Below are 18,835 nucleotides of genomic sequence, written 5' to 3'. Positions count from 1 at the left end.
GCAAAATGCCTGGAACGCATCCTCTTGATAATCATTGTAACATATGGGTAAGCCGTATGCCTTAATAGGGCACGTACGGTTTGATAAGGGGGAAGCCATGAGAATGGTTTCCCTACTTTATCATTGTAACGAGATAGAAGATAGAAATTGCTTTACATATGGAAAAAAATAGATTATTGTAATTAGGGGACTACATAGAATAAATTTTTTCCTTTGAAAAAAAATGTCCCTTTTTATACTATCTTCATCATTTTTGGTAATAATTAATAAAGATTTGGGTACTAATTGTTGAATTTTCTTAGGAAGTCAGTTATTATAAGCCTTGTCATCAATTCATACTGAAATGATATGACGTATAAAAGTGAGCAAAATAGTGAACAAATGATTGTAGATAATTATTTTGTTCTGACTCTATGGTAGTTAGTAAATCGGGAGGAGGTGAATGTCATGAACAAAACAGACTTAATTAATGCTGTAGCTGAAAAAAGTGAACTTTCTAAGAAAGATGCAACAAAAGCTGTTGATGCAGTTTTTGAATCTGTCATGGATTCACTTAAAAATGGTGAAAAAGTACAATTAATCGGATTTGGTAACTTTGAAGTACGTGATCGTTCAGCACGTAAAGGTCGTAATCCACAAACTGGTGAAGAAATCGAAATCCCAGCAAGTAAGGTTCCAGCTTTCAAACCAGGTAAAGCCCTTAAAGATATTGTTAAATAATGAATACATAGGGCAAAGAGGAAGGGTACGTTTAAACGCGTACCCTTTTTACTTTAGTTAAGGTACATATTGTTTTAAAAAAAGATAAGTAGGTGTTAAAATGAAGGACGCGAATTATAATTCGGATTTCTTTGTAATTAAAGCGTTAGAAGATGGTGTACAAGTAATGGGATTAACGAGAGGGACAGATACAAAATTCCATCATGCCGAAAAACTAGATAAAGGCGAAGTAATGATTGCCCAATTTACAGAACACACATCAGCTGTTAAGGTAAGAGGAAAAGCTGAAATTCAAACGAGCAATGGTGAAATAAATGCAGATTAATCATACGTTTTTACCAATAAAAACTATCGTTTGGTTCAAGTTAGAAATATGCTATAATAACTAGAGCGCTTTACTTAGGGAGAGAAAGGCATTAGGTGATTTCTTTGAACACATCTAACATAGAATTACAAACGATAAAGAAAATAATAGAAGAGAATTTACGACATAAATACATAGAAAAATTTATCGGTAATCCCATCATTAATGATGAGAAACTATTGGTATTATCATTACTCATTAACCGTTCATCACTTTCTGCGCAAGTAAAGGAACGTTATATACTAGCCTGTGTACTTGTTCAGGTGGCGCTTGATACCCATCAAGAGGTCCCGTTACACTTTCATTCAGAAATAACGAAAGATGAAAAAGTTTCAAATCAATTAAGAGTATTAGCTGGAGACTACTATAGTAGTTTATATTATTTATTACTAGCAGAAATAGAAGACCTTGAAATGATTCAACTCCTTTCTACAGCTATCAAAGAAATTAATGAAAGTAAAATGAAATTATACTACATGAAGAATGATAGTGATTCCATTGAGGAATATATTAACACAATGAAAACAACCGAATTTCTACTTATTCACCACATAGCTGAGCATTTAAAGGATGATTCACTAAACGCTATTTCCAGTGAATGGATCATCATTGAACGATTAATCCATGAGAAAAAAAACGTAGAAGAACATCGTGAGTCACAATTTGTAAATACATGGACAGAAAAATATAGTAGTTATTTTATTTTTATTAAACAATTAGAAACAATAATTAGAAACAAAACCCTTGCCTTAAATGAATTAATTGAAAAAACTCCTGCATTACAAGCAACTTTTAAAGATTATCTTATAATTAGGTTGAGTGACATAAATAATAATACGTCTATTGTGGAGGAAGGGTAAACGATGCAAGAACAATCCAAAGAAGAAAGAGTACACCACGTATTCGAAAAAATATACAAAAATTATGATTCCATGAATTCTGTTATATCTTTCCAGATGCATAAGATTTGGAGAAAAGATGTTATGAAGCAGATGAATGTACAAAAAGGTTCAAAGGCTTTAGATGTATGTTGTGGCACGGGAGATTGGTCATTTGCATTAGCTGGAGCAGTAGGGAATAATGGGGATGTCATTGGTCTCGATTTCAGCCATAATATGCTATCTGTTGCGAAAGATAAACAACGAAATGTGCATTATCGTAATCTGGAGTTTGTACAAGGAAACGCAATGAAGCTACCGTTTGATGACAATACATTCGACTATGTAACGATAGGTTTTGGTTTGCGTAATGTCCCTGATTATATGACCGTACTAAAAGAAATGTATCGAGTTGTAAAACCAGGTGGTAGAGTCGTTTGCTTAGAAACGTCACAGCCAACGATGATTGGTTTTCAGCAATTGTACTTTTTTTATTTCCGTTTTATAATGCCTTTATTTGGAAGGATATTTGCAAAAAGTTATAAAGAATACGCATGGTTAAATGAATCTACCCGAAACTTCCCTGATAAAATGAAATTAAAGCAAATGTTTTTAGATGCTGGTTTTGCGAGTGTCGAAGTGAATGCTTATACAGGTGGAGTTGCAGCAATGCATATGGGATATAAAAAATAGACACACATTTTTACACATTTGGAATGTGTAACTTAAAGTGAATTAAAGGTGAAACACATGAAACTTCCAAAAACGTATGGATTTTTAAAAAAAGATTTAGATTTAATAGAGAAGTCATTGCATGAAGCAATCGAAGCGGAACATCCGGTCTTACGAGCGGCATCATCTGAATTATTAAATGCTGGGGGAAAACGTATTCGCCCTGTCTTTGTATTGCTCTCTGGAATGTTGGGTGAGTATCACATTGAAACAATTAAGAAGATTGCTGTTTCTTTAGAATTAATACATATGGCGACACTCGTTCATGATGACGTAATTGATGAAGCTGAGCTACGTAGAGGAAAGCCTACCGTTAAACAACGTTATGGCAATCGTGTTGCAATGTATACAGGGGATTATATTCTTGCGCGTGCATTAGAGGAAATTACTACAATTAATGATAAGAATGTCCATCACATCTTATCGAAGACACTTGTTGAAGTCTGCGTTGGTGAAATTGAACAAATCGAGTACAAATTTAAATGGGATCAAACATTTAGAGATTACCTACGCCGAATAAAACGTAAAACAGCATTACTTATTGCAACAAGTTGTCAGCTTGGTGGTGTAGTAGCTGGATTATCAGAAAAAGATGCTAATAAGCTTTTTAAATATGGCTATTATATTGGAATGTCCTATCAAATCATTGATGACATATTAGATTTCACCTCATCATCAAAAGAACTAGGAAAGCCTGCTGGGAATGATTTACTACAAGGTAATATTACGCTTCCCGTGCTTTATGGGATGCAAGTTCCTGCGTTTAACCAATTATTAAAAACTACATTTCAACATCCTGAACACGTAACTAGTGCGGAACTATCAGCCTTAATAGATGAATTAAATAATACGAATGCAATTAAAAAGTCTTATCACTTAAGTAATCAATATTTACAAAAAGGTCTATCTACCTTAGAAACACTTCCGAATGGTAAAGCAAGGAAAACGTTAGAAGACATCGCAAAATTTATAGGTAAACGACGTTCCTAATGAATCTTTATTGATTACGGTCATAATTGAAAGATAAATATATTGTTATTTTCTAAAATATTTGGTAAAATTTTAGGGGCTAGACTAGTATACATACATAATGAGGTGGAGTTGAAATGGAGAAAACATTTTTAATGGTAAAACCTGATGGGGTACAAAGAAATTTAATCGGTGAAATTGTAAGCCGTTTCGAAACAAAGGGCTTCAAGCTAGCGGGGGCAAAGCTGATGAATATTTCAGATGAGTTAGCGAAGCAACATTACGGTGAACACAAGGACAGACCTTTTTTCGGTGAATTAGTAGATTTCATTACTTCTGGACCAGTATTTGCTATGGTTTGGGAAGGTGAGAACGTGATCAGTACTGCACGTAATATGATGGGGAAGACAAACCCTGCTGAAGCAACACCTGGTACAATTAGAGGTGACTTTGGATTAACGGTAGGTAAGAATGTGATTCATGGTTCTGATTCTCTTGAAAGTGCTGAAAGAGAAGTTAATCTATTTTTCAGTAAGAATGAGATTCTGTCATACGAAAAACAAGATAGTTCTTGGATATATTAATCAATCGAACCTCCGTTATTGTAACGGGGGTTTTTTAAAAAAAATAGCCTAGGTGAGACGATGTAGTAAGGCTACTACTTTGAGAAACTTCTTCGCTGCCTTGCAACCCGCATTGTTTCTCTTAACGTAGTATTTTATATCAAGAACAGCAATCAATACAAAAGAGCCTAAAAATACTGGGGAGACGAAACAGAATGAAAGATGAATACTACAGCTTTATAGAAAAAATCAACAGAAAAGTCGGCATCGATCTTAGTTTATACAAAGAAACACAAATGAAGCGAAGGATAACGACATTGAGGGATAAAAGAGGCTTTAATAGTTTTACCTCCTATTACAACGCATTAATTCAGGAAAACGATCTATTAGAAGAATTCATTGATAGACTGACGATTAACGTTTCAGAGTTCTACCGTAACCCTAAAAGGTGGGAAGTACTACAAAATACTATCTTTCCACTACTAATAAGAAATGGGGGTACTTTAAAGATATGGAGTGCCGCATGTTCAACTGGAGATGAGCCTTATAGCCTTGCAATTATGTTAAAAGAACGCTTTCCTAATATAAATGCTACTATCTTAGCAACGGACCTCGATGAAAACGTACTCTCCAAAGCGAAAGAGGGAAAATATGAAGAGCAGGCATTAAAGGATTTACCGAAGCCTTACTTGAATAAGTATTTTACAAAAGATGGAAATGGATATAGAGTTGATCCTTCGCTGAAACAACTTATCACCTTTAAGAAACATAATTTGCTAGCCGATAAATATCCCGATAATATTGATTTAATTGTTTGCCGTAATGTCTTGATTTATTTTACTGATGAAGCGAAGGACACAATCTACCAAAATTTCAGTAATGCACTTAAACTAGGTGGCGTATTATTTGTTGGAAGTACAGAGCAAATCTTTAATCCTAATAAATATAGCTTTAAACTCATCGATACTTTCTTTTATCAGAAAGATTAATACCATAATTTTTAGAAGAATATATTTTTCATATGATTATTCCCACAATGCACAAAAGATATGCTATAGTAGTTAGAAAATCTTCCGTATTATAGAAAAGTTCCGATATAGACTAGAAAGGAATTGTCTATGAGCAATGATATATATGGCTGATTTTCTGCTAAAAGCAATTATTTTAGGTACATATATCTTCATCTTTCTAAAAATTCTTTTAAAGGAGAATAATAAATGCGCTACTTAACTGCTGGAGAGTCTCATGGAAAGCAACTTACGACAATCATTGAGGGGATTCCGGCTCAATTACCAATTTTAAAAGAAGACATAAATCAATCTTTGTTACGTAGACAAGGAGGACACGGTCGTGGAAAGCGTCAGCAAATCGAAAAAGACCTCGTCGAAGTGACAAGTGGTATAAGGCACGGTTATACATTAGGTTCTCCGATTTCACTTGTTATTAGTAATGATGATTTCAAACATTGGACAGACATAATGGGAGAAGATCCTCTCGAAGAAGATGCTAAAATCCGACGAATTGTCTCAAATCCAAGGCCAGGACATGCGGATTTGAATGGAGCATTAAAATATGGACATCGCGACATGCGAAATGTTCTAGAACGTTCATCTGCAAGAGAAACAGCCGCAAGAGTTGCAGCTGGAGCTGTTGCTAAAACATTATTGAAACAACTTGGTATCGAAGTCTGTGGATATGTGAAAGAAATTGGAGGAATTCGTGCGAAAGAAATTGAGGGGATCTCAATGGAAGAGCGTTTAAAAACTTCTGAGAAATCACCTGTAATGGTCCTTGATAAAGACGTGGAACAACCGATGATTGATGCAATTGATAAAGCGAAAGCTGAAGGAGATACTCTTGGAGGAGTCTGTGAAGTGTATGTTGAAGGAATGCCTGCTGGTGTTGGATCATACGTTCATTATGACCGTAAATTAGATGCAAGGATTGCAAGTTCAGTCGTGAGCATCAATGCGTTCAAAGGTGTTGAATTTGGTATCGGTTTTGAGGCTGCTCGAATAAACGGTAGCGAAGTTCATGATGAAATTTCTTGGAATGAGGAAAGAGGTTATTACCGTACATCGAATCGATTAGGTGGATTTGAAGGCGGTATGACAACTGGGATGCCTATTGTAGTGAAAGGAGTAATGAAACCAATTCCTACATTGATGAAAAAACCACTACAAAGTGTTGACATTGAAACGAAAGAGCCTTTTACAGCAACTGTCGAGCGTTCTGATCCATGTGCAGTACCAGCTGCTTCTGTAGTTATGGAACATGTTGTTGCATTTGAATTAGCAAAAGCTATAACAGAGCAATTTCCAAGCGATCAATTTCCGAAACTAAAACAAGCTATTGATGATTATCGTGAAGAAATTAGGTGGTTTTAGTGGAAGAAACGAAAGAAATGGTAATACATTCAAGTTCAAATTCGTATAAAATTATACTAGGAGAGCAAATTCGTTTTGCTCTTTCCGATTTTTTATCCAAGGATTATTCATCTGTTTTTGTTATCACAGATGAAAAAGTAGCAGCATTATACTTAGCTGATATAATAGGAAACTTTTCCAGTAAAAAGGTATATGAATCTATTATTCCCCATGGGGAACAATCAAAAAGTATCGAGTCTTTTTACAAATTGCAGACTGAAGCCATTACCAATGGATTGGATCGCAACTCACTTATTATTGCTCTCGGTGGTGGTGTTGTGGGTGATTTGGCTGGATTTATTGCAGCCACTTTTATGCGAGGGATTGATTACATCCAAATTCCAACAACCATTCTAGCGCATGACAGTAGTGTTGGTGGAAAAGTAGCGATTAACCATGAGCTTGGTAAAAATTTAATTGGGAGCTTCTATCCACCAGTTGCTGTAATCTATGACATTGATACATTAAAATCATTGGGTGAGCGGGAAGTTCGTTCAGGTTATGCAGAAATTGTCAAGGAGGCATTAATTGCCGACGAATCGATGTTTAATACGTTATTAATGACGAATATATGCTCCGTTTCTAATGAGCAACTACAGGAACATCTTGCATATGGAATAAACGTAAAGGCTAACATTGTTGAGGCGGATGAAAAGGAATCAGGTATCCGAAAATATTTAAATTTAGGACATACCCTAGCGCACGCGCTTGAATCAGAACTGGGCTATGGAGCTTTGACACATGGTGAAGCGGTAGCTATTGGCTTATTATTTTCCTTACACGTTAGTGAAGATGTGTTTCAACATCCACTTCCATTTCAAGAACTTTATACATGGCTATCGGATAATGGTTATCCTACATCACTACATGCATGGAATGTGGACTCTTTAATAAGCAAGATGAAATCTGATAAGAAAACAGTAAATAAGAAGATACAAATGGTTCTTCTAAAAGAAATTGGAAAACCAACCACAAAAGAAATTGATGATCTGTCAATGAAAGCATACTTAGTATCATTTATAAGGAAGTTGGTGAATCAATGACACGTGGCGTTAGAGGTGCAACTACAGCAATACATAATGAAGAAAAGGAAATTGTTGACCGTACGAGAATTTTAGTGGAAGAAATGATAGAAAAAAATAGCATTGATGCATCAGCTGTATCCCATGTATTCATTTCGGTTACTAGAGATTTAAATGCAACCTTCCCTGCTAAAGCTCTAAGGGAAATTTCCGGGTGGAAACATGTTCCTGTTATGTGTATGGCAGAAATTGATGTACCGAATGGGTTAGCAAAATGTATTCGCATTATGATGGTTACCAATACGGATGTAGCGCAGACGGAAATTGTTCATGTATTCCAAAATGAGGCAATTAAACTCAGGCCGGATTTAATAAAGGATGATACCGAGTGAAACGTACAATTTTAATTGCTGGTCTAGGCTTAATTGGTGGTTCAATTGCGAAAAGCCTGATGTTATCGCAGCAAAATTATGTGATCGGAGCCGATGTGAACCAAGAAACGCTTGAGTATGCACAGTCAAACAAAATTATTCATGAAGCTTGTACATTTGATGAAGCTGTGTTAATGGCTGATTACATTATATTAGCTGCTCCTATCTCTGAAACCATTCGATTATTAGCTAAACTTAACAACACTTCCCTTACAAAGGAAGTAATTGTTTCAGATGTATCCTCTGTAAAAGGTACAATTATGAAGGCTGCGGGAGAACTTACGAATGAACGAATAACTTTTATTGGTGGTCATCCGATGGCAGGGTCGCATAAAAAGGGGATTGAAGCAGCAAAATCCCATTTATTTGAGAATGCAATTTACGTGTTATCACCTTCCTACAGAAGTACACCTAAGAAAGTGGAAGCAATGCAAGAATTACTGATGAACACAAAAAGTAAATTTCTCATTTTACAACCTGAAGAGCATGACGAAATGACAGGAGTAGTTTCACATTTTCCGCATTTAATCGCTTCATCACTTGTACATCAAGCAAAAAAATGGCAAAATAAGCATCCCTTTTTGCCGAATCTTGCGGCTGGTGGGTTTCGGGATATTACAAGAATTGCGTCGAGTAACCCAGAATTATGGCAAGATATTTTCTATCATAATCGTACCAAGTTATCTAGGCTATTAGAGGAATGGATTACTGAAATGATCGATATAAAAGAACGGATAGACAACAACGAAAAAACTAAAATAATTGATTATTTACAGATGGCCAAGCAATATCGTGATGGTATACCGGAAAAAGAAAAAGGTGCCATTCCAGCTTTTTATGACTTATATGTAGATATTACCGATCAACCAGGTGCCTTAGCATCGGTTGTGCTATTATTAGCGAACAAAAATATAAGTATTAAAAATATCGAAATACTTGAAATTAGAGAAGGAATTACTGGTGTTTTGCGACTGAGCTTTTATACACAAAATACCCAAGAAAAAGGCTTAGAAGTATTGATAAATCATGGATATGATGCAATGATTCAAGACTAATTAGGAATAAGGGGTGTTAATAGTTGAGCCAAGTAACATTACAGCCATTTGATAAGGCCTTAACAGGAGAAATTGAAGTTCCAGGTGACAAATCCATCTCTCATCGTGCTGTTATTTTTGGTTCCATCGCTAATGGAACATCAAAGATAACAAACTTTTTAGATGGTGAGGACTGCATGCGTACCATTCACGCTTTTCGTTCAATGGGGGTGTCGATCGATAAAAAGGACTCAACACTCACGATACAGGGGAAGGGTGTAAAGGCGCTTATAGAACCAACAGAACCGTTGTTTTTCGGGAATTCTGGTACAACTACAAGATTAATGCTAGGATTATTAGCGGGATTTCCCTTTTTTACAAGTATATATGGTGACTCTTCCCTAACAAATAGGCCAATGGACCGTGTCGTAAACCCATTGAAAGAAATGGGAGCAAGTATTAATGGGAGGAAAGATGGAAACAATCTCCCTCTAGCTATTCGCGGTAAAAAGTTATCAGGTATCGAATATAGGTTGCCTATAAAGAGCGCCCAAGTGAAATCGGCAGTCATCTTAGCTGGTTTACTAGCTGAAGGGGAAACGAATGTAACGGAACAAACGCAAACGAGAGACCATACTGAAAATATGCTCGAAGCTTTTGGCGCAGATATTGTTAGAAATGGCCTAACAACAACGATTACGGGTAAGAAGGACTTAGTGGCAACGGACGTACATGTACCTGGAGACATTTCTTCTGCAGCTTTTTTTCTTGCTGCTGGTGCATTGGTGTCAGGGAGCGTACTTACATTAAAAAATACAGGGTTAAATCCAACAAGAACTGGTATAATCGACGTATTAAAAGCTATGAATGCTTCAATTAAAATTGAAAATGAACGTTTCATTAGTGGTGAATTGGTTGGTGATGTTGTTATTGCTTCATCAAACCTAAAGGGTCTCGTTATTGAAGGGGATATTATTCCTAGGTTAATTGATGAAATACCGATTATTGCATTACTTGCTACCCAAGCAGAAGGAAAAACAATAATAAGAGATGCAGCGGAACTTCGTGTGAAGGAAACGGACCGAATAAATGCTGTTGTCGCCGTTTTATCTACTTTAGGTGCAAATATTGAGGCTACAGAAGATGGAATGATTATTAAGGGTAAAACAGCATTAAAAGGTGGCGAGATATCCTCTTATAATGACCATCGAATTGCAATGATGGGAGTTATTGCATCACTCCTTGCAAGTGAGGAAGTTACGATTGACGATATTTCTTCCATTGCCGTATCCTATCCGAGCTTCTTTACCGATTTAAACAATGTGAAAGAACCTTCGTAATGTTGGTTCTTTCTTTTTTGTACAATGAGTGTCTATCAATGTTTCAATTACCAAACGTAATATTAGACTTCATGTACAACAAACTATAAAATTAATATATTAATACATTTTTTTTGAGAGGATGTTCGTAATGGACACCATTATGGAAGCATATCAATTAATTGAAAACCAACAAGCTGAAAAAGCGATAGCAATGTTAAAAGGGTATTTGAAACAAGCAAATGATGATGAAAAGTTCACGATTGCTCAGCTTTTTATACAACTAGGTTTCTTAGAAGAGGCTAGCACGATTCTAAATGAATTGTTATTAATATATCCAGAGGAAAGTGAGATAAAGATTACGTTAGCTGAGATTTATATTGAAGCTGAACAGGACGAACTAGCAATAAACTTACTCGCTGAAATTAAAGGTGAAGACCCATCTTATGTACAAGCCCTTATTCAGTTAGCTGATTTGTATCAAGCACAAGGGTTGTTTGAAGTGGCAGAACAAAAATTGTTAGAAGCAAAAAAAATAGAGCCGAATGAAGGAATTATTGATTTTGCATTAGGAGAATTATATTTTTCCATTGGTGAATATAAACATGCTATTCTTTATTATGGGAAAGTTATCATGCACTCGGACCATATTGCAAACATCTCCATTAATGAAAGACTAGGAGAAGCTTATGCTGCTTCTGGGGAGTATGAGAAGGCATTAACCTATTTTAAAGATAATGATAGTCGTGACCCTGATCTATTTTTCAGATATGGAATTACCGCTTTCCAAGCAGACCGAAATGATATTGCTATTAAAGCGTGGGAACATGTTATTGAGCTAGACCGAGACTATCATACGGTTTATTATCATTTAGCGCTAGCGTACGAGGATGACGGTCGAATAAATGATGCTTATCATATTGCTAAGGAAGGGCTACAACTTGATGAATTTAACAAGGAATTATATTTTTTAGCTGGCTCTCTCGCCCATCGAATTGGTGAAAATGAAAAAAGTATTGAATATGTTAAGCAAGCAGTTGTCCTAGACTCAGATTATAAAGAAGCAGTGTTATTCTTAGTGGAGTTATTTAAGTCGTATGATAACCATGAGGGAATTGTTGATTTATTGACGGAAATAAAAAGATTAGGTGCAGATGATTCCCTTTATGATTGGGAGCTTGCCAGGTCATATAATGAAATTGAATCGTATGATGATGCATTAAATCATTACATGGAAGCATATAATAGTTTAAATCAGGACAGTGACTTCGTGAAGGAATATGGGTATTTTCTAACGGAAGAGGGGAGGATCGCTCGCGCAATTAAGGTTTTTGAAGACTATTTAACACTGGAACCGTTAGACGGGGAAGTTGAAGAATTCCTAAATCGTTTAAAACTGTCGGGTAGTGATGCTTAGACTGTCCTATAATGATTAATTAAAGGAGGAAGATAAATGACCACTCCTGTCTCCGTGCAAGATAAAAAGAGTTTCATAAAATGGTTTTTGAAACATTTTCAATTAAAGAAAAGAGAGAGTGTCTGGATACTAAATTATATTTTAAATCATAATCAAGTGTTGGAAAATGTCCATTTTGTTCGAGACGTCAAATTCTGCCCTCGAGGAATTATTATTACAAGCCAATGTTCTAGTGAAGTACCATTCCGCTTTTATAAGAACCATCTCGTTACAACGGATGCGGAAAAGTCATTTCATGATGTAAGGTTAAATCAAGATGAACCTCTTTATATTCAACTTAATTTTAAAAAAGCACACCAAAATGCTATCTATGCATCTGTCATTGAAGAAAATCCTTTTATACCAGATGATTATTTTATAACCAGTAAGGATAGAGCACTAGCCAAAAAGATATTAGATAAAACGATTTTTGACTCAAAAAAGAAGAAACTTTTAAAAGAAATAGACCAGGCATTAGACGAATTAGATCAAGAAAAGTTTATGAAATTATCCATTGAATTAAATAACCTGGAAGAAAAATATGCTGATCAACCTAAATTGCAGAAGCAATAGGTTGATTTTTTTTGTAATTTTAGGAAGCTGGGACATAGAATGTTCGATTAAATCGAACTACCTACAAACTACTTGGGCGCAGTCTGTACGTCGTTAAACGGGCGCTTGCGCTTTTGATGCAATTCGTTTAATATTATTCATAGTGTCTAGTTATAATAGAGAGGAGGGGGAATATGAGATGGCAGAAATCCGATGTCGATAAATATGTCAGTGCCAAGGAATACATTGATACCCTTATTATTCCATTAATTGACTTTCAGATGGATCAGGACCTTGAAAATAATGCATTTCAAAATGAAGTATTAACGATTTTGTCTAATGAACTAGAAAAGGAACTAACAGGAAGAATAATGCTAGCTCCTAGCTACTATTACATAAAAACGTTCGACAAAGACCAGGAAATTGTACGATTAAATCATTGGGTTGAAAACGTAAAAAAACAACCTTTCAAGCATATTTTCCTACTATCATTCGATCCAGCATGGAAAAAAAGTGAACAAGCCTTAGATGCTTCCTTCGTTTGGATACCAAAGATTCAGTCTGGAGATATCGGGTCAAAAGAAATGCAGCATACCATCAGGGAGCAAGTGAAACAAATTGGGGAATTAATTCGATCTTATTGGTAGAATGACACATTTATTAAAGTTAATTTTTTACATAATTTCTAGGATTAACTAATGTTATTTATTGACCGAGCAAATAGATTGCGCTATCATTGTTATTGTCCTAGTAATATCATTAAAAAAAATGTATATGTCTGTGATTATACGAAAGAGGGGGGAAAATCATGAGTGACAAAAAGCAACAAGTATCCCGTAGACAGTTTCTGAATTACACGCTTACAGGTGTAGGAGGATTTATGGCGGCAGGTTTATTGGTTTCTCCATTACGTATGGCAATCGACCCTGTTCTTAAAGATTCGGCTTCTGGTGAATTAGTAAACGTAGGAATATCTGTAGATGATATAACTGACGTGCCAACGCGTATCGATTGGACAGTAGAACAAGTAGATGGATGGTATAAATCGGAACCAAGTCGCTCTGCTTGGGTATATAAAGATGGTAATGGCGACATTGTAGCCTTATCCCCAATATGTACACACCTTGGTTGTGTAGTATCTTGGGAAGGAAGCGATGCGCATCCAGATCATTTCTATTGTCCATGCCATGATGGGCTATATACTAAGGATGGTGTAAACGTTCCTGGTACACCACCATTAGCACCATTACCTACATTTGAACAAGAAATTCGTGATGGAATGTTGTTCTTAGGTAACACAATAGATAGAGAGGGGGCGTAATCGTTTATGCTACAGAAAATATATGATTGGATAGATGATCGTGTAGATATTACGCCTATTTGGCGAGATATAGCAGATCATGAAGTACCAGAACACGTTAATCCAGCACATCATTTTTCAGCTTTTGTCTATTGTTTTGGTGGATTGACATTTTTCGTAACAGTAATTCAAATTCTTTCTGGTATGTTCTTGACCATGTATTACGTACCAGATATCGAAAATGCATGGAAATCTGTTTATTACTTACAAACAGAAGTAGCCCATGCACAAATTGTGCGAGGCATGCACCACTGGGGTGCTAGTGTCGTTATTGTTATGTTATTATTACATACTTTACGCGTATTTTTCCAAGGTGCTTATAAGAAACCTCGTGAATTAAACTGGATGGTTGGGGTATTGATTTTCTTTGTAATGCTTGGCCTAGGATTTACAGGTTACCTATTGCCTTGGGATAACAAAGCTTACTTTGCAACGCAGGTAGGTCTTGAAATGGCACAGCAGGTACCATTTATAGGAGAACAACTTAAGATTTTACTCGCTGGTGACGCAAGTATTGTTGGTGCACAAACGTTAACAAGGTTCTTTGCAATTCACGTATTCTTCTTACCAGCAGCATTATTCGGACTGTTAGCAGCCCACTTTATTTTAATACGTAAACAAGGTATTTCAGGACCACTATAAAAAGGAGGGGAAAGCATGCATAGGGGTAAAGGTATGAAGTTTGTTGGAGATTCACGAATCTCTGCAACAAAAACGTCACAAATACCAAAAGATTATTCAGAATATCCTGGTAGAACAGAAGCTTTTTGGCCTAACTTTTTATTAAAAGAATGGTTGGCAGGTTCGGTATTCTTAGTTGGATTTCTTACTTTAACATTAGTTCATCCATCACCACTTGGAGGTATAGCTGATCCAACGAATGCTGCATTTATACCTCTACCAGACTGGTACTTCTTATTTTTATATGAACTTTTAAAATATGAATTCGCTAGTGGGGATTACATTCTATTAGGGATGCTAGGACTTCCTGGTCTAGCATTTGGTGCATTATTATTAGCCCCATTCTTAGATAATGGACCAGGACGTAGACCAGGTCAACGCCCTGTTGCTGTAGGAATGATGCTTCTAGCATTAGCATCTGTAGTTTGGTTAACATACACATCTGCATCTCATGTTGACTGGGAAGCTCGTGCTGAAATGGATAAACCTATCCCGGAATCCGAAGTAGCCATTGATACAGAACATGACGGATATGCTGCCTATGAGGCTAGCTGCATGTCTTGTCATGGTGGTAATCTAGAAGGTGGCCCAGCTGCTCCAACACTAGTTGGCATTGAATATACTGCTGAAGAAATTGCTGATATTGCAGTCAATGGAATCGGTGGAATGCCGGCAGGAATTTTTACAGGTTCTGATGAAGAGCTAGAACAACTATCAGACTTTATTATGTCAGTAAATGAATCTACAGAATAATTATATTAAAAAAACACCTTGCCACACTTTGTTGGTAGGTGTTTTTTTAAATAACGAAAGGAGCTATAGATGTATGTTTAAAAAGGAGGATAAAAAGGACCGAGAAGTTCGAGGCGGCGTAGCTTTGGCGGGCGGAACGTATGCTATTAATACGTGAGTAGCGGAAAAGCAAGCCAACGAAGAAATTCGATGTGTCATTTTTACCGGACTTTTTGAACTTCCTTTAAAATGATTAAATACATATTACTAGATAAAAAAATTCTAATTGCTCTATTTTTAATCAATCTATTTGGTACGATTTACGGGTATATATGGTATGAGAGCCAATTGTCTGTGACACCAGATATTTTTCTAATCTTCGTACCAGATAGCCCTACTGCTAGTCTGTTCTTTACAATATTTTTGTTGTTTTTTATCTTTAAAAAGAATGTCCCATATATTGAGGCTTTAGCCATAATCACATTATTTAAATATGGTATTTGGGCCGTTATCATGAATTTATTGACATTAATTGTTGATGGATACTTACATTGGACAGGGTATATGTTAATGGCATCCCATTTAGGAATGGCAATTCAAGGATTATTATATTCCCCATTCTATAAGATAAAATTACGTCATATCGTTGTTGCATCTGTTTGGACACTGCATAATGATGTAATTGATTATGTATTTGAAATGATGCCGACGTACGGTTCGCTATCAAGGTATATGAATGAAATTGGTTATTTTACATTTTGGTTAAGTATTTTATCGATTTTCATTGCATATATACTCACTGTCAAGAATCAATCTAATTTAAAGGGGTAAGTTATATATCACGATACTACATCATACATTAATAAATAAAAAATGTATGAGAGGTGTTGCTCTATGATAAAGAAGAAACTGCAGGAAACAATACTCATCATACTCATAGGGATAGTGATAACGCAATTAAACGTTAACGCAGTTGAAGCAAGTTCAAATCTTGTTATATTAACCAATGCTACTTTTAAATGGTCTGATTTTATTTGGCCAGTAGCTATTGTTGGAGGAAGTATTGTCCTTACATTATCCTATGTAAGTTGGAGAAAATATAAAGGAAACCAAAATCAAAGGAAAAATTCGGAGCGCCAAAATGATTGACTAGAATGACATATTTGACTAAAATTGACCTTAAGGTATATTTTCTAAAATTATGGAGGAATGCAAATGCTAGGATACTTAATTTATTTTGTCCTATTAATGATTATCCCACTTTGGGCACAGAGTAAGGTCAAGAGTACCTATAAGAAGTACTCAAAGAAACCAACGTCATCTTATATGTCTGGAGCAGAAGTTGCCAGGAAAATTCTAGATGATAACGGATTATACGATGTAAGTATAGAGGAAACCAAGGGAATGCTATCGGATCACTATGATCCACGAAAGAAAGTTGTTAGGCTCTCAACAGATAATTACCACGGTCGGTCAATGGCTGCTTCAGCAGTCTCTGCACACGAAGTAGGTCATGCAATTCAAGACCAGCAAGAATATGCTTTCTTAAAGTTCCGTAGTGCATTAGTTCCTGTAGCGAACTTAGGATCCAACGTTTCAATGATTCTAATTATCGCTGGTATTATATTTAGTGCAGCCGAATGGATTGGTCTTGGTATTATCTTTATGTCTGCAGCTGTATTATTCCAATTGGTTACTTTACCTGTTGAATTTGATGCCTCGAACAGGGCAATGGGACAACTCGTATCTTCTGGAATAATCCGAAACAATGAAGAACGAGAAACGAAAAAAGTATTAAACGCTGCTGCAATGACATATGTAGCTGCTGCACTTGTAGCACTTATGGAATTATTTAGGTTTGTGTTGATATTCTTATCAGCCAGAGATGAATAGTTATTAGAAAAAGGATGGCTCTCGTCATCCTTTTTCAATCTTCACGTAATGGTTTTTTATTTTCGTCTAATGTAAATCCTTCACCAAGTACATCATGTACAGTTGTAACAGCTACAAATGCATGAGGGTCTATTGAGTTAATGATTCCCTTTAGCCGTACAATTTCATTCCTAGCCACAATACAGTAAAGTACATCTCGTTTCGTGCCAGAATAGCTTCCACGGCCATTTAACACGGTAACACCGCGTTCCATCTTTTTCATAATCATCTCGGCTATTTCATCACTATGATTAGAAATGATCGTAGCTCCTTTTGCGGAATATGCTCCTTCTTGTAAGAAGTCAATAACCCTTGCACCTACATATACTGCAACAAGTGTATACATTCCTTCGTCTAATTCTAATATGATGAAGATTGATGTTGTAATCACGACTAAATCAAATAAAAACATCGTCCTTCCCATACTCCAACCTGCATACTTATTGACTAACCTTGCGATAATGTCCACTCCACCAGTCGTCCCACCGAATCTAAATATAATACCTAGACCAACTCCGATGAATACCCCAGCAAATAGAGCAACTAAAAACATATCATTTTGGAGATGTATTTCATATTGGTAGGTCTGAAATACACGTAAAAACAATGAAACTGCAAAAGTGCCAATAATCGTATAGTAAAACGTATTTCTCCCAAGAAATTTCCAACCGATAAAAAATACTGGAATATTTAATACAATATTTGAAATCGCAGGATCTATTTCCCATAAAAAGTATAACAATAAGGTGATTCCCGTAAATCCACCTTCACCCAAGTTATGTTGCATGTTAAAGTGGACAATTCCGAATGAAAAGATTGCTGACCCTAAAAGTATAAATAGGATATTTTTTAGTTTTAATCCAAATATCATTATATGCCTCCTACCATTACCATTTCCTTACAAACCACTCTTATTATAGACAATTTATTACATAAGAACAATGAATCATAGGTAAATGATTTGTCAAAATATAAACTATTCGCTAACATGAAGAAAGGACAATTGATAATAAAGGAGAAAATGAGTTTATATGCCAACATACAATACAAAAGAAATTCAAAAAAGGGTAGATGATTACATATCACAATATAAAGAAGGTTATTTCTCTCCTTTAAGTTTAATGGCAAGGTTAACAGAAGAAACGGGAGAGCTTGCTAGAGAGGTAAATCATTATTATGGTGAAAAACCAAAAAAATCAACGGAAGAAGAAAAAACGGTGGAAGAGGAACTAGGGGATATTATTTTTGTACTTACATGCTTCGCTAATTCCCTTGATATTGATTTATCAGAGGCTTTCGAACTTGCAATAACAAAGTTTGAAACACGCGACAAAGACCGATGGACAAGAAAAGATAAATAGTTTATGACTGTAATCAAAAAGTTTGATGTCTTTGTACGAGTACTGATACTTATCTAGCAGTTGATATAAACGGTGAAGTAATTAAATAGGGATTGTGCTAAACACTCCATACCGTTCCGGAAACACACTTCGCTTTCCGTGTCCTGCGGGGAAAGCACGTGTCTGAAGAACCGCAGTGAGCGGTTTTTGCTTGCGAGGAGGGCTTAGGCCGTGCCCTAAGGTGCGCATACTGACTGTAGTGGAATCGGGCGTGTACTTACTTCACATTTTACACCAATATCATAGTAATACGAATGAAAATAA

General features: G+C 35.9%; 23 protein-coding genes. 22 read left to right on the top strand and 1 reads right to left on the bottom strand.

The window, feature by feature from the left end:
• The first annotated feature begins 447 nt into the window (after positions 1-447).
• The 21 genes from D8M05_RS14840 (at position 448) to D8M05_RS14740 (ending at position 17,132) form a co-directional block, all read left to right on the top strand.
• Positions 448-720, top strand: a complete 273-nt coding sequence (locus D8M05_RS14840) for an HU family DNA-binding protein (RefSeq protein ID WP_121133146.1) — start codon at positions 448-450, stop codon at positions 718-720.
• Between the two features lie 100 nt (positions 721-820).
• Positions 821-1,045 carry a trp RNA-binding attenuation protein MtrB gene (gene mtrB / locus D8M05_RS14835; protein WP_121133144.1) on the top strand — a complete coding sequence of 75 codons (225 nt, stop codon included), beginning with the start codon at positions 821-823 and terminating at the stop codon, positions 1,043-1,045.
• Between the two features lie 95 nt (positions 1,046-1,140).
• Positions 1,141-1,944, top strand: coding sequence for a heptaprenyl diphosphate synthase component 1 (locus tag D8M05_RS14830; RefSeq protein ID WP_121133142.1), 804 nt, complete (start codon positions 1,141-1,143; stop codon positions 1,942-1,944).
• Between the two features lie 3 nt (positions 1,945-1,947).
• Positions 1,948-2,655, top strand: coding sequence for a demethylmenaquinone methyltransferase (locus D8M05_RS14825; RefSeq protein ID WP_121133140.1), 708 nt, complete (start codon positions 1,948-1,950; stop codon positions 2,653-2,655).
• Positions 2,656-2,712: 57 nt separating this feature from the next.
• Positions 2,713-3,684, top strand: coding sequence for a heptaprenyl diphosphate synthase component II (gene hepT / locus D8M05_RS14820; protein WP_121133138.1), 972 nt, complete (start codon positions 2,713-2,715; stop codon positions 3,682-3,684).
• A 116-nt stretch (positions 3,685-3,800) separates the two neighbouring features.
• A complete protein-coding gene (gene ndk / locus D8M05_RS14815) occupies positions 3,801-4,247 on the top strand; it encodes a nucleoside-diphosphate kinase (RefSeq protein WP_121133136.1) in 447 nt (148 codons plus the stop codon).
• Between the two features lie 194 nt (positions 4,248-4,441).
• Positions 4,442-5,215 (top strand): CheR family methyltransferase, encoded by a 774-nt coding sequence (locus D8M05_RS14810; RefSeq protein ID WP_121133134.1) that lies wholly within the window; start codon positions 4,442-4,444, stop codon positions 5,213-5,215.
• 228 nt (positions 5,216-5,443) lie between these two features.
• On the top strand, positions 5,444-6,613 hold the full coding sequence (gene aroC, locus D8M05_RS14805) for a chorismate synthase (protein WP_121133132.1): 1,170 nt from the start codon (positions 5,444-5,446) through the stop codon (positions 6,611-6,613).
• Positions 6,613-7,695 (top strand): 3-dehydroquinate synthase, encoded by a 1,083-nt coding sequence (gene aroB / locus D8M05_RS14800; protein WP_342772267.1) that lies wholly within the window; start codon positions 6,613-6,615, stop codon positions 7,693-7,695. Before aroC ends, aroB begins: the two co-directional genes overlap by 1 nt.
• A complete protein-coding gene (gene aroH / locus D8M05_RS14795; RefSeq protein ID WP_121133130.1) occupies positions 7,692-8,066 on the top strand; it encodes a chorismate mutase in 375 nt (124 codons plus the stop codon). Before aroB ends, aroH begins: the two co-directional genes overlap by 4 nt.
• The gene (locus D8M05_RS14790) at positions 8,063-9,160 is read left to right on the top strand and encodes a prephenate dehydrogenase (RefSeq protein ID WP_121133128.1); all 1,098 of its coding nucleotides are present in this window, start codon (positions 8,063-8,065) and stop codon (positions 9,158-9,160) included. The genes aroH and D8M05_RS14790 overlap by 4 nt, the downstream gene beginning before the upstream one ends.
• Before the next feature lie 23 nt (positions 9,161-9,183).
• On the top strand, positions 9,184-10,479 hold the full coding sequence (gene aroA, locus D8M05_RS14785) for a 3-phosphoshikimate 1-carboxyvinyltransferase (RefSeq protein WP_121133126.1): 1,296 nt from the start codon (positions 9,184-9,186) through the stop codon (positions 10,477-10,479).
• A gap of 130 nt (positions 10,480-10,609) precedes the next feature.
• Positions 10,610-11,875: a tetratricopeptide repeat protein gene (locus tag D8M05_RS14780; protein ID WP_121133125.1), complete on the top strand. Its 1,266-nt coding sequence runs from the start codon at positions 10,610-10,612 to the stop codon at positions 11,873-11,875.
• 36 nt (positions 11,876-11,911) lie between these two features.
• Positions 11,912-12,487 (top strand): ReoY family proteolytic degradation factor, encoded by a 576-nt coding sequence (locus D8M05_RS14775; protein WP_121133123.1) that lies wholly within the window; start codon positions 11,912-11,914, stop codon positions 12,485-12,487.
• Between the two features lie 173 nt (positions 12,488-12,660).
• Positions 12,661-13,113: a DUF2487 family protein gene (locus tag D8M05_RS14770; RefSeq protein ID WP_121133122.1), complete on the top strand. Its 453-nt coding sequence runs from the start codon at positions 12,661-12,663 to the stop codon at positions 13,111-13,113.
• Between the two features lie 161 nt (positions 13,114-13,274).
• Positions 13,275-13,787: a QcrA and Rieske domain-containing protein gene (locus tag D8M05_RS14765; protein WP_121133120.1), complete on the top strand. Its 513-nt coding sequence runs from the start codon at positions 13,275-13,277 to the stop codon at positions 13,785-13,787.
• Between the two features lie 6 nt (positions 13,788-13,793).
• Positions 13,794-14,468, top strand: a complete 675-nt coding sequence (gene qcrB / locus D8M05_RS14760) for a menaquinol-cytochrome c reductase cytochrome b subunit (RefSeq protein WP_121133118.1) — start codon at positions 13,794-13,796, stop codon at positions 14,466-14,468.
• Between the two features lie 15 nt (positions 14,469-14,483).
• Positions 14,484-15,260 (top strand): menaquinol-cytochrome c reductase cytochrome b/c subunit, encoded by a 777-nt coding sequence (locus D8M05_RS14755; RefSeq protein WP_121133117.1) that lies wholly within the window; start codon positions 14,484-14,486, stop codon positions 15,258-15,260.
• Between the two features lie 228 nt (positions 15,261-15,488).
• Positions 15,489-16,070, top strand: coding sequence for a lipoprotein heptaprenylglyceryl N-acetyltransferase LhaT (lhaT, locus tag D8M05_RS14750; RefSeq protein WP_121133115.1), 582 nt, complete (start codon positions 15,489-15,491; stop codon positions 16,068-16,070).
• 63 nt (positions 16,071-16,133) lie between these two features.
• A complete protein-coding gene (locus D8M05_RS14745; RefSeq protein ID WP_245985400.1) occupies positions 16,134-16,388 on the top strand; it encodes a sporulation protein YpjB in 255 nt (84 codons plus the stop codon).
• Between the two features lie 60 nt (positions 16,389-16,448).
• Positions 16,449-17,132, top strand: coding sequence for a zinc metallopeptidase (locus D8M05_RS14740; RefSeq protein WP_121133111.1), 684 nt, complete (start codon positions 16,449-16,451; stop codon positions 17,130-17,132).
• Positions 17,133-17,166: 34 nt separating this feature from the next.
• On the opposite strand, the gene D8M05_RS14735 is transcribed toward D8M05_RS14740, so the two are convergent.
• Positions 17,167-18,042 carry a YitT family protein gene (locus D8M05_RS14735; RefSeq protein ID WP_183072814.1) on the bottom strand — a complete coding sequence of 292 codons (876 nt, stop codon included), beginning with the start codon at positions 18,040-18,042 and terminating at the stop codon, positions 17,167-17,169.
• Between the two features lie 160 nt (positions 18,043-18,202).
• Here D8M05_RS14735 and D8M05_RS14730 point away from each other — a divergent pair, with 160 nt between their 5' ends.
• Positions 18,203-18,532, top strand: coding sequence for a nucleotide pyrophosphohydrolase (locus D8M05_RS14730; protein ID WP_121133109.1), 330 nt, complete (start codon positions 18,203-18,205; stop codon positions 18,530-18,532).
• The last annotated feature ends 303 nt before the right edge of the window (positions 18,533-18,835 follow it).

This window comes from Oceanobacillus bengalensis (assembly GCF_003628445.1).
GTDB lineage: Bacteria > Bacillota > Bacilli > Bacillales > Amphibacillaceae > Oceanobacillus > Oceanobacillus bengalensis.
The sequence above is the reverse complement of the archived record's forward strand: the minus strand, read 5'-3'. Positions and strand labels throughout refer to the sequence as shown.

Excerpts from the sequence above, each read along its gene's own strand:
- D8M05_RS14840 (WP_121133146.1), top strand. The coding sequence starts at position 448 with ATGAACAAAACAGACTTAATTAATGCTGTAGCTGAAAAAAGTGAACTT.
- mtrB (WP_121133144.1), top strand. The coding sequence starts at position 821 with ATGAAGGACGCGAATTATAATTCGGATTTCTTTGTAATTAAAGCGTTA.
- D8M05_RS14825 (WP_121133140.1), top strand. The coding sequence starts at position 1,948 with ATGCAAGAACAATCCAAAGAAGAAAGAGTACACCACGTATTCGAAAAA.
- hepT (WP_121133138.1), top strand. The coding sequence starts at position 2,713 with ATGAAACTTCCAAAAACGTATGGATTTTTAAAAAAAGATTTAGATTTA.
- ndk (WP_121133136.1), top strand. The coding sequence starts at position 3,801 with ATGGAGAAAACATTTTTAATGGTAAAACCTGATGGGGTACAAAGAAAT.
- D8M05_RS14810 (WP_121133134.1), top strand. The coding sequence starts at position 4,442 with ATGAAAGATGAATACTACAGCTTTATAGAAAAAATCAACAGAAAAGTC.
- aroC (WP_121133132.1), top strand. The coding sequence starts at position 5,444 with ATGCGCTACTTAACTGCTGGAGAGTCTCATGGAAAGCAACTTACGACA.
- aroH (WP_121133130.1), top strand. The coding sequence starts at position 7,692 with ATGACACGTGGCGTTAGAGGTGCAACTACAGCAATACATAATGAAGAA.
- D8M05_RS14780 (WP_121133125.1), top strand. The coding sequence starts at position 10,610 with ATGGACACCATTATGGAAGCATATCAATTAATTGAAAACCAACAAGCT.
- D8M05_RS14775 (WP_121133123.1), top strand. The coding sequence starts at position 11,912 with ATGACCACTCCTGTCTCCGTGCAAGATAAAAAGAGTTTCATAAAATGG.
- D8M05_RS14770 (WP_121133122.1), top strand. The coding sequence starts at position 12,661 with ATGAGATGGCAGAAATCCGATGTCGATAAATATGTCAGTGCCAAGGAA.
- D8M05_RS14765 (WP_121133120.1), top strand. The coding sequence starts at position 13,275 with ATGAGTGACAAAAAGCAACAAGTATCCCGTAGACAGTTTCTGAATTAC.
- qcrB (WP_121133118.1), top strand. The coding sequence starts at position 13,794 with ATGCTACAGAAAATATATGATTGGATAGATGATCGTGTAGATATTACG.
- D8M05_RS14755 (WP_121133117.1), top strand. The coding sequence starts at position 14,484 with ATGCATAGGGGTAAAGGTATGAAGTTTGTTGGAGATTCACGAATCTCT.
- lhaT (WP_121133115.1), top strand. The coding sequence starts at position 15,489 with ATGATTAAATACATATTACTAGATAAAAAAATTCTAATTGCTCTATTT.
- D8M05_RS14745 (WP_245985400.1), top strand. The coding sequence starts at position 16,134 with ATGATAAAGAAGAAACTGCAGGAAACAATACTCATCATACTCATAGGG.
- D8M05_RS14740 (WP_121133111.1), top strand. The coding sequence starts at position 16,449 with ATGCAAATGCTAGGATACTTAATTTATTTTGTCCTATTAATGATTATC.
- D8M05_RS14735 (WP_183072814.1), bottom strand. The coding sequence starts at position 18,042 with ATGATATTTGGATTAAAACTAAAAAATATCCTATTTATACTTTTAGGG.
- D8M05_RS14730 (WP_121133109.1), top strand. The coding sequence starts at position 18,203 with ATGCCAACATACAATACAAAAGAAATTCAAAAAAGGGTAGATGATTAC.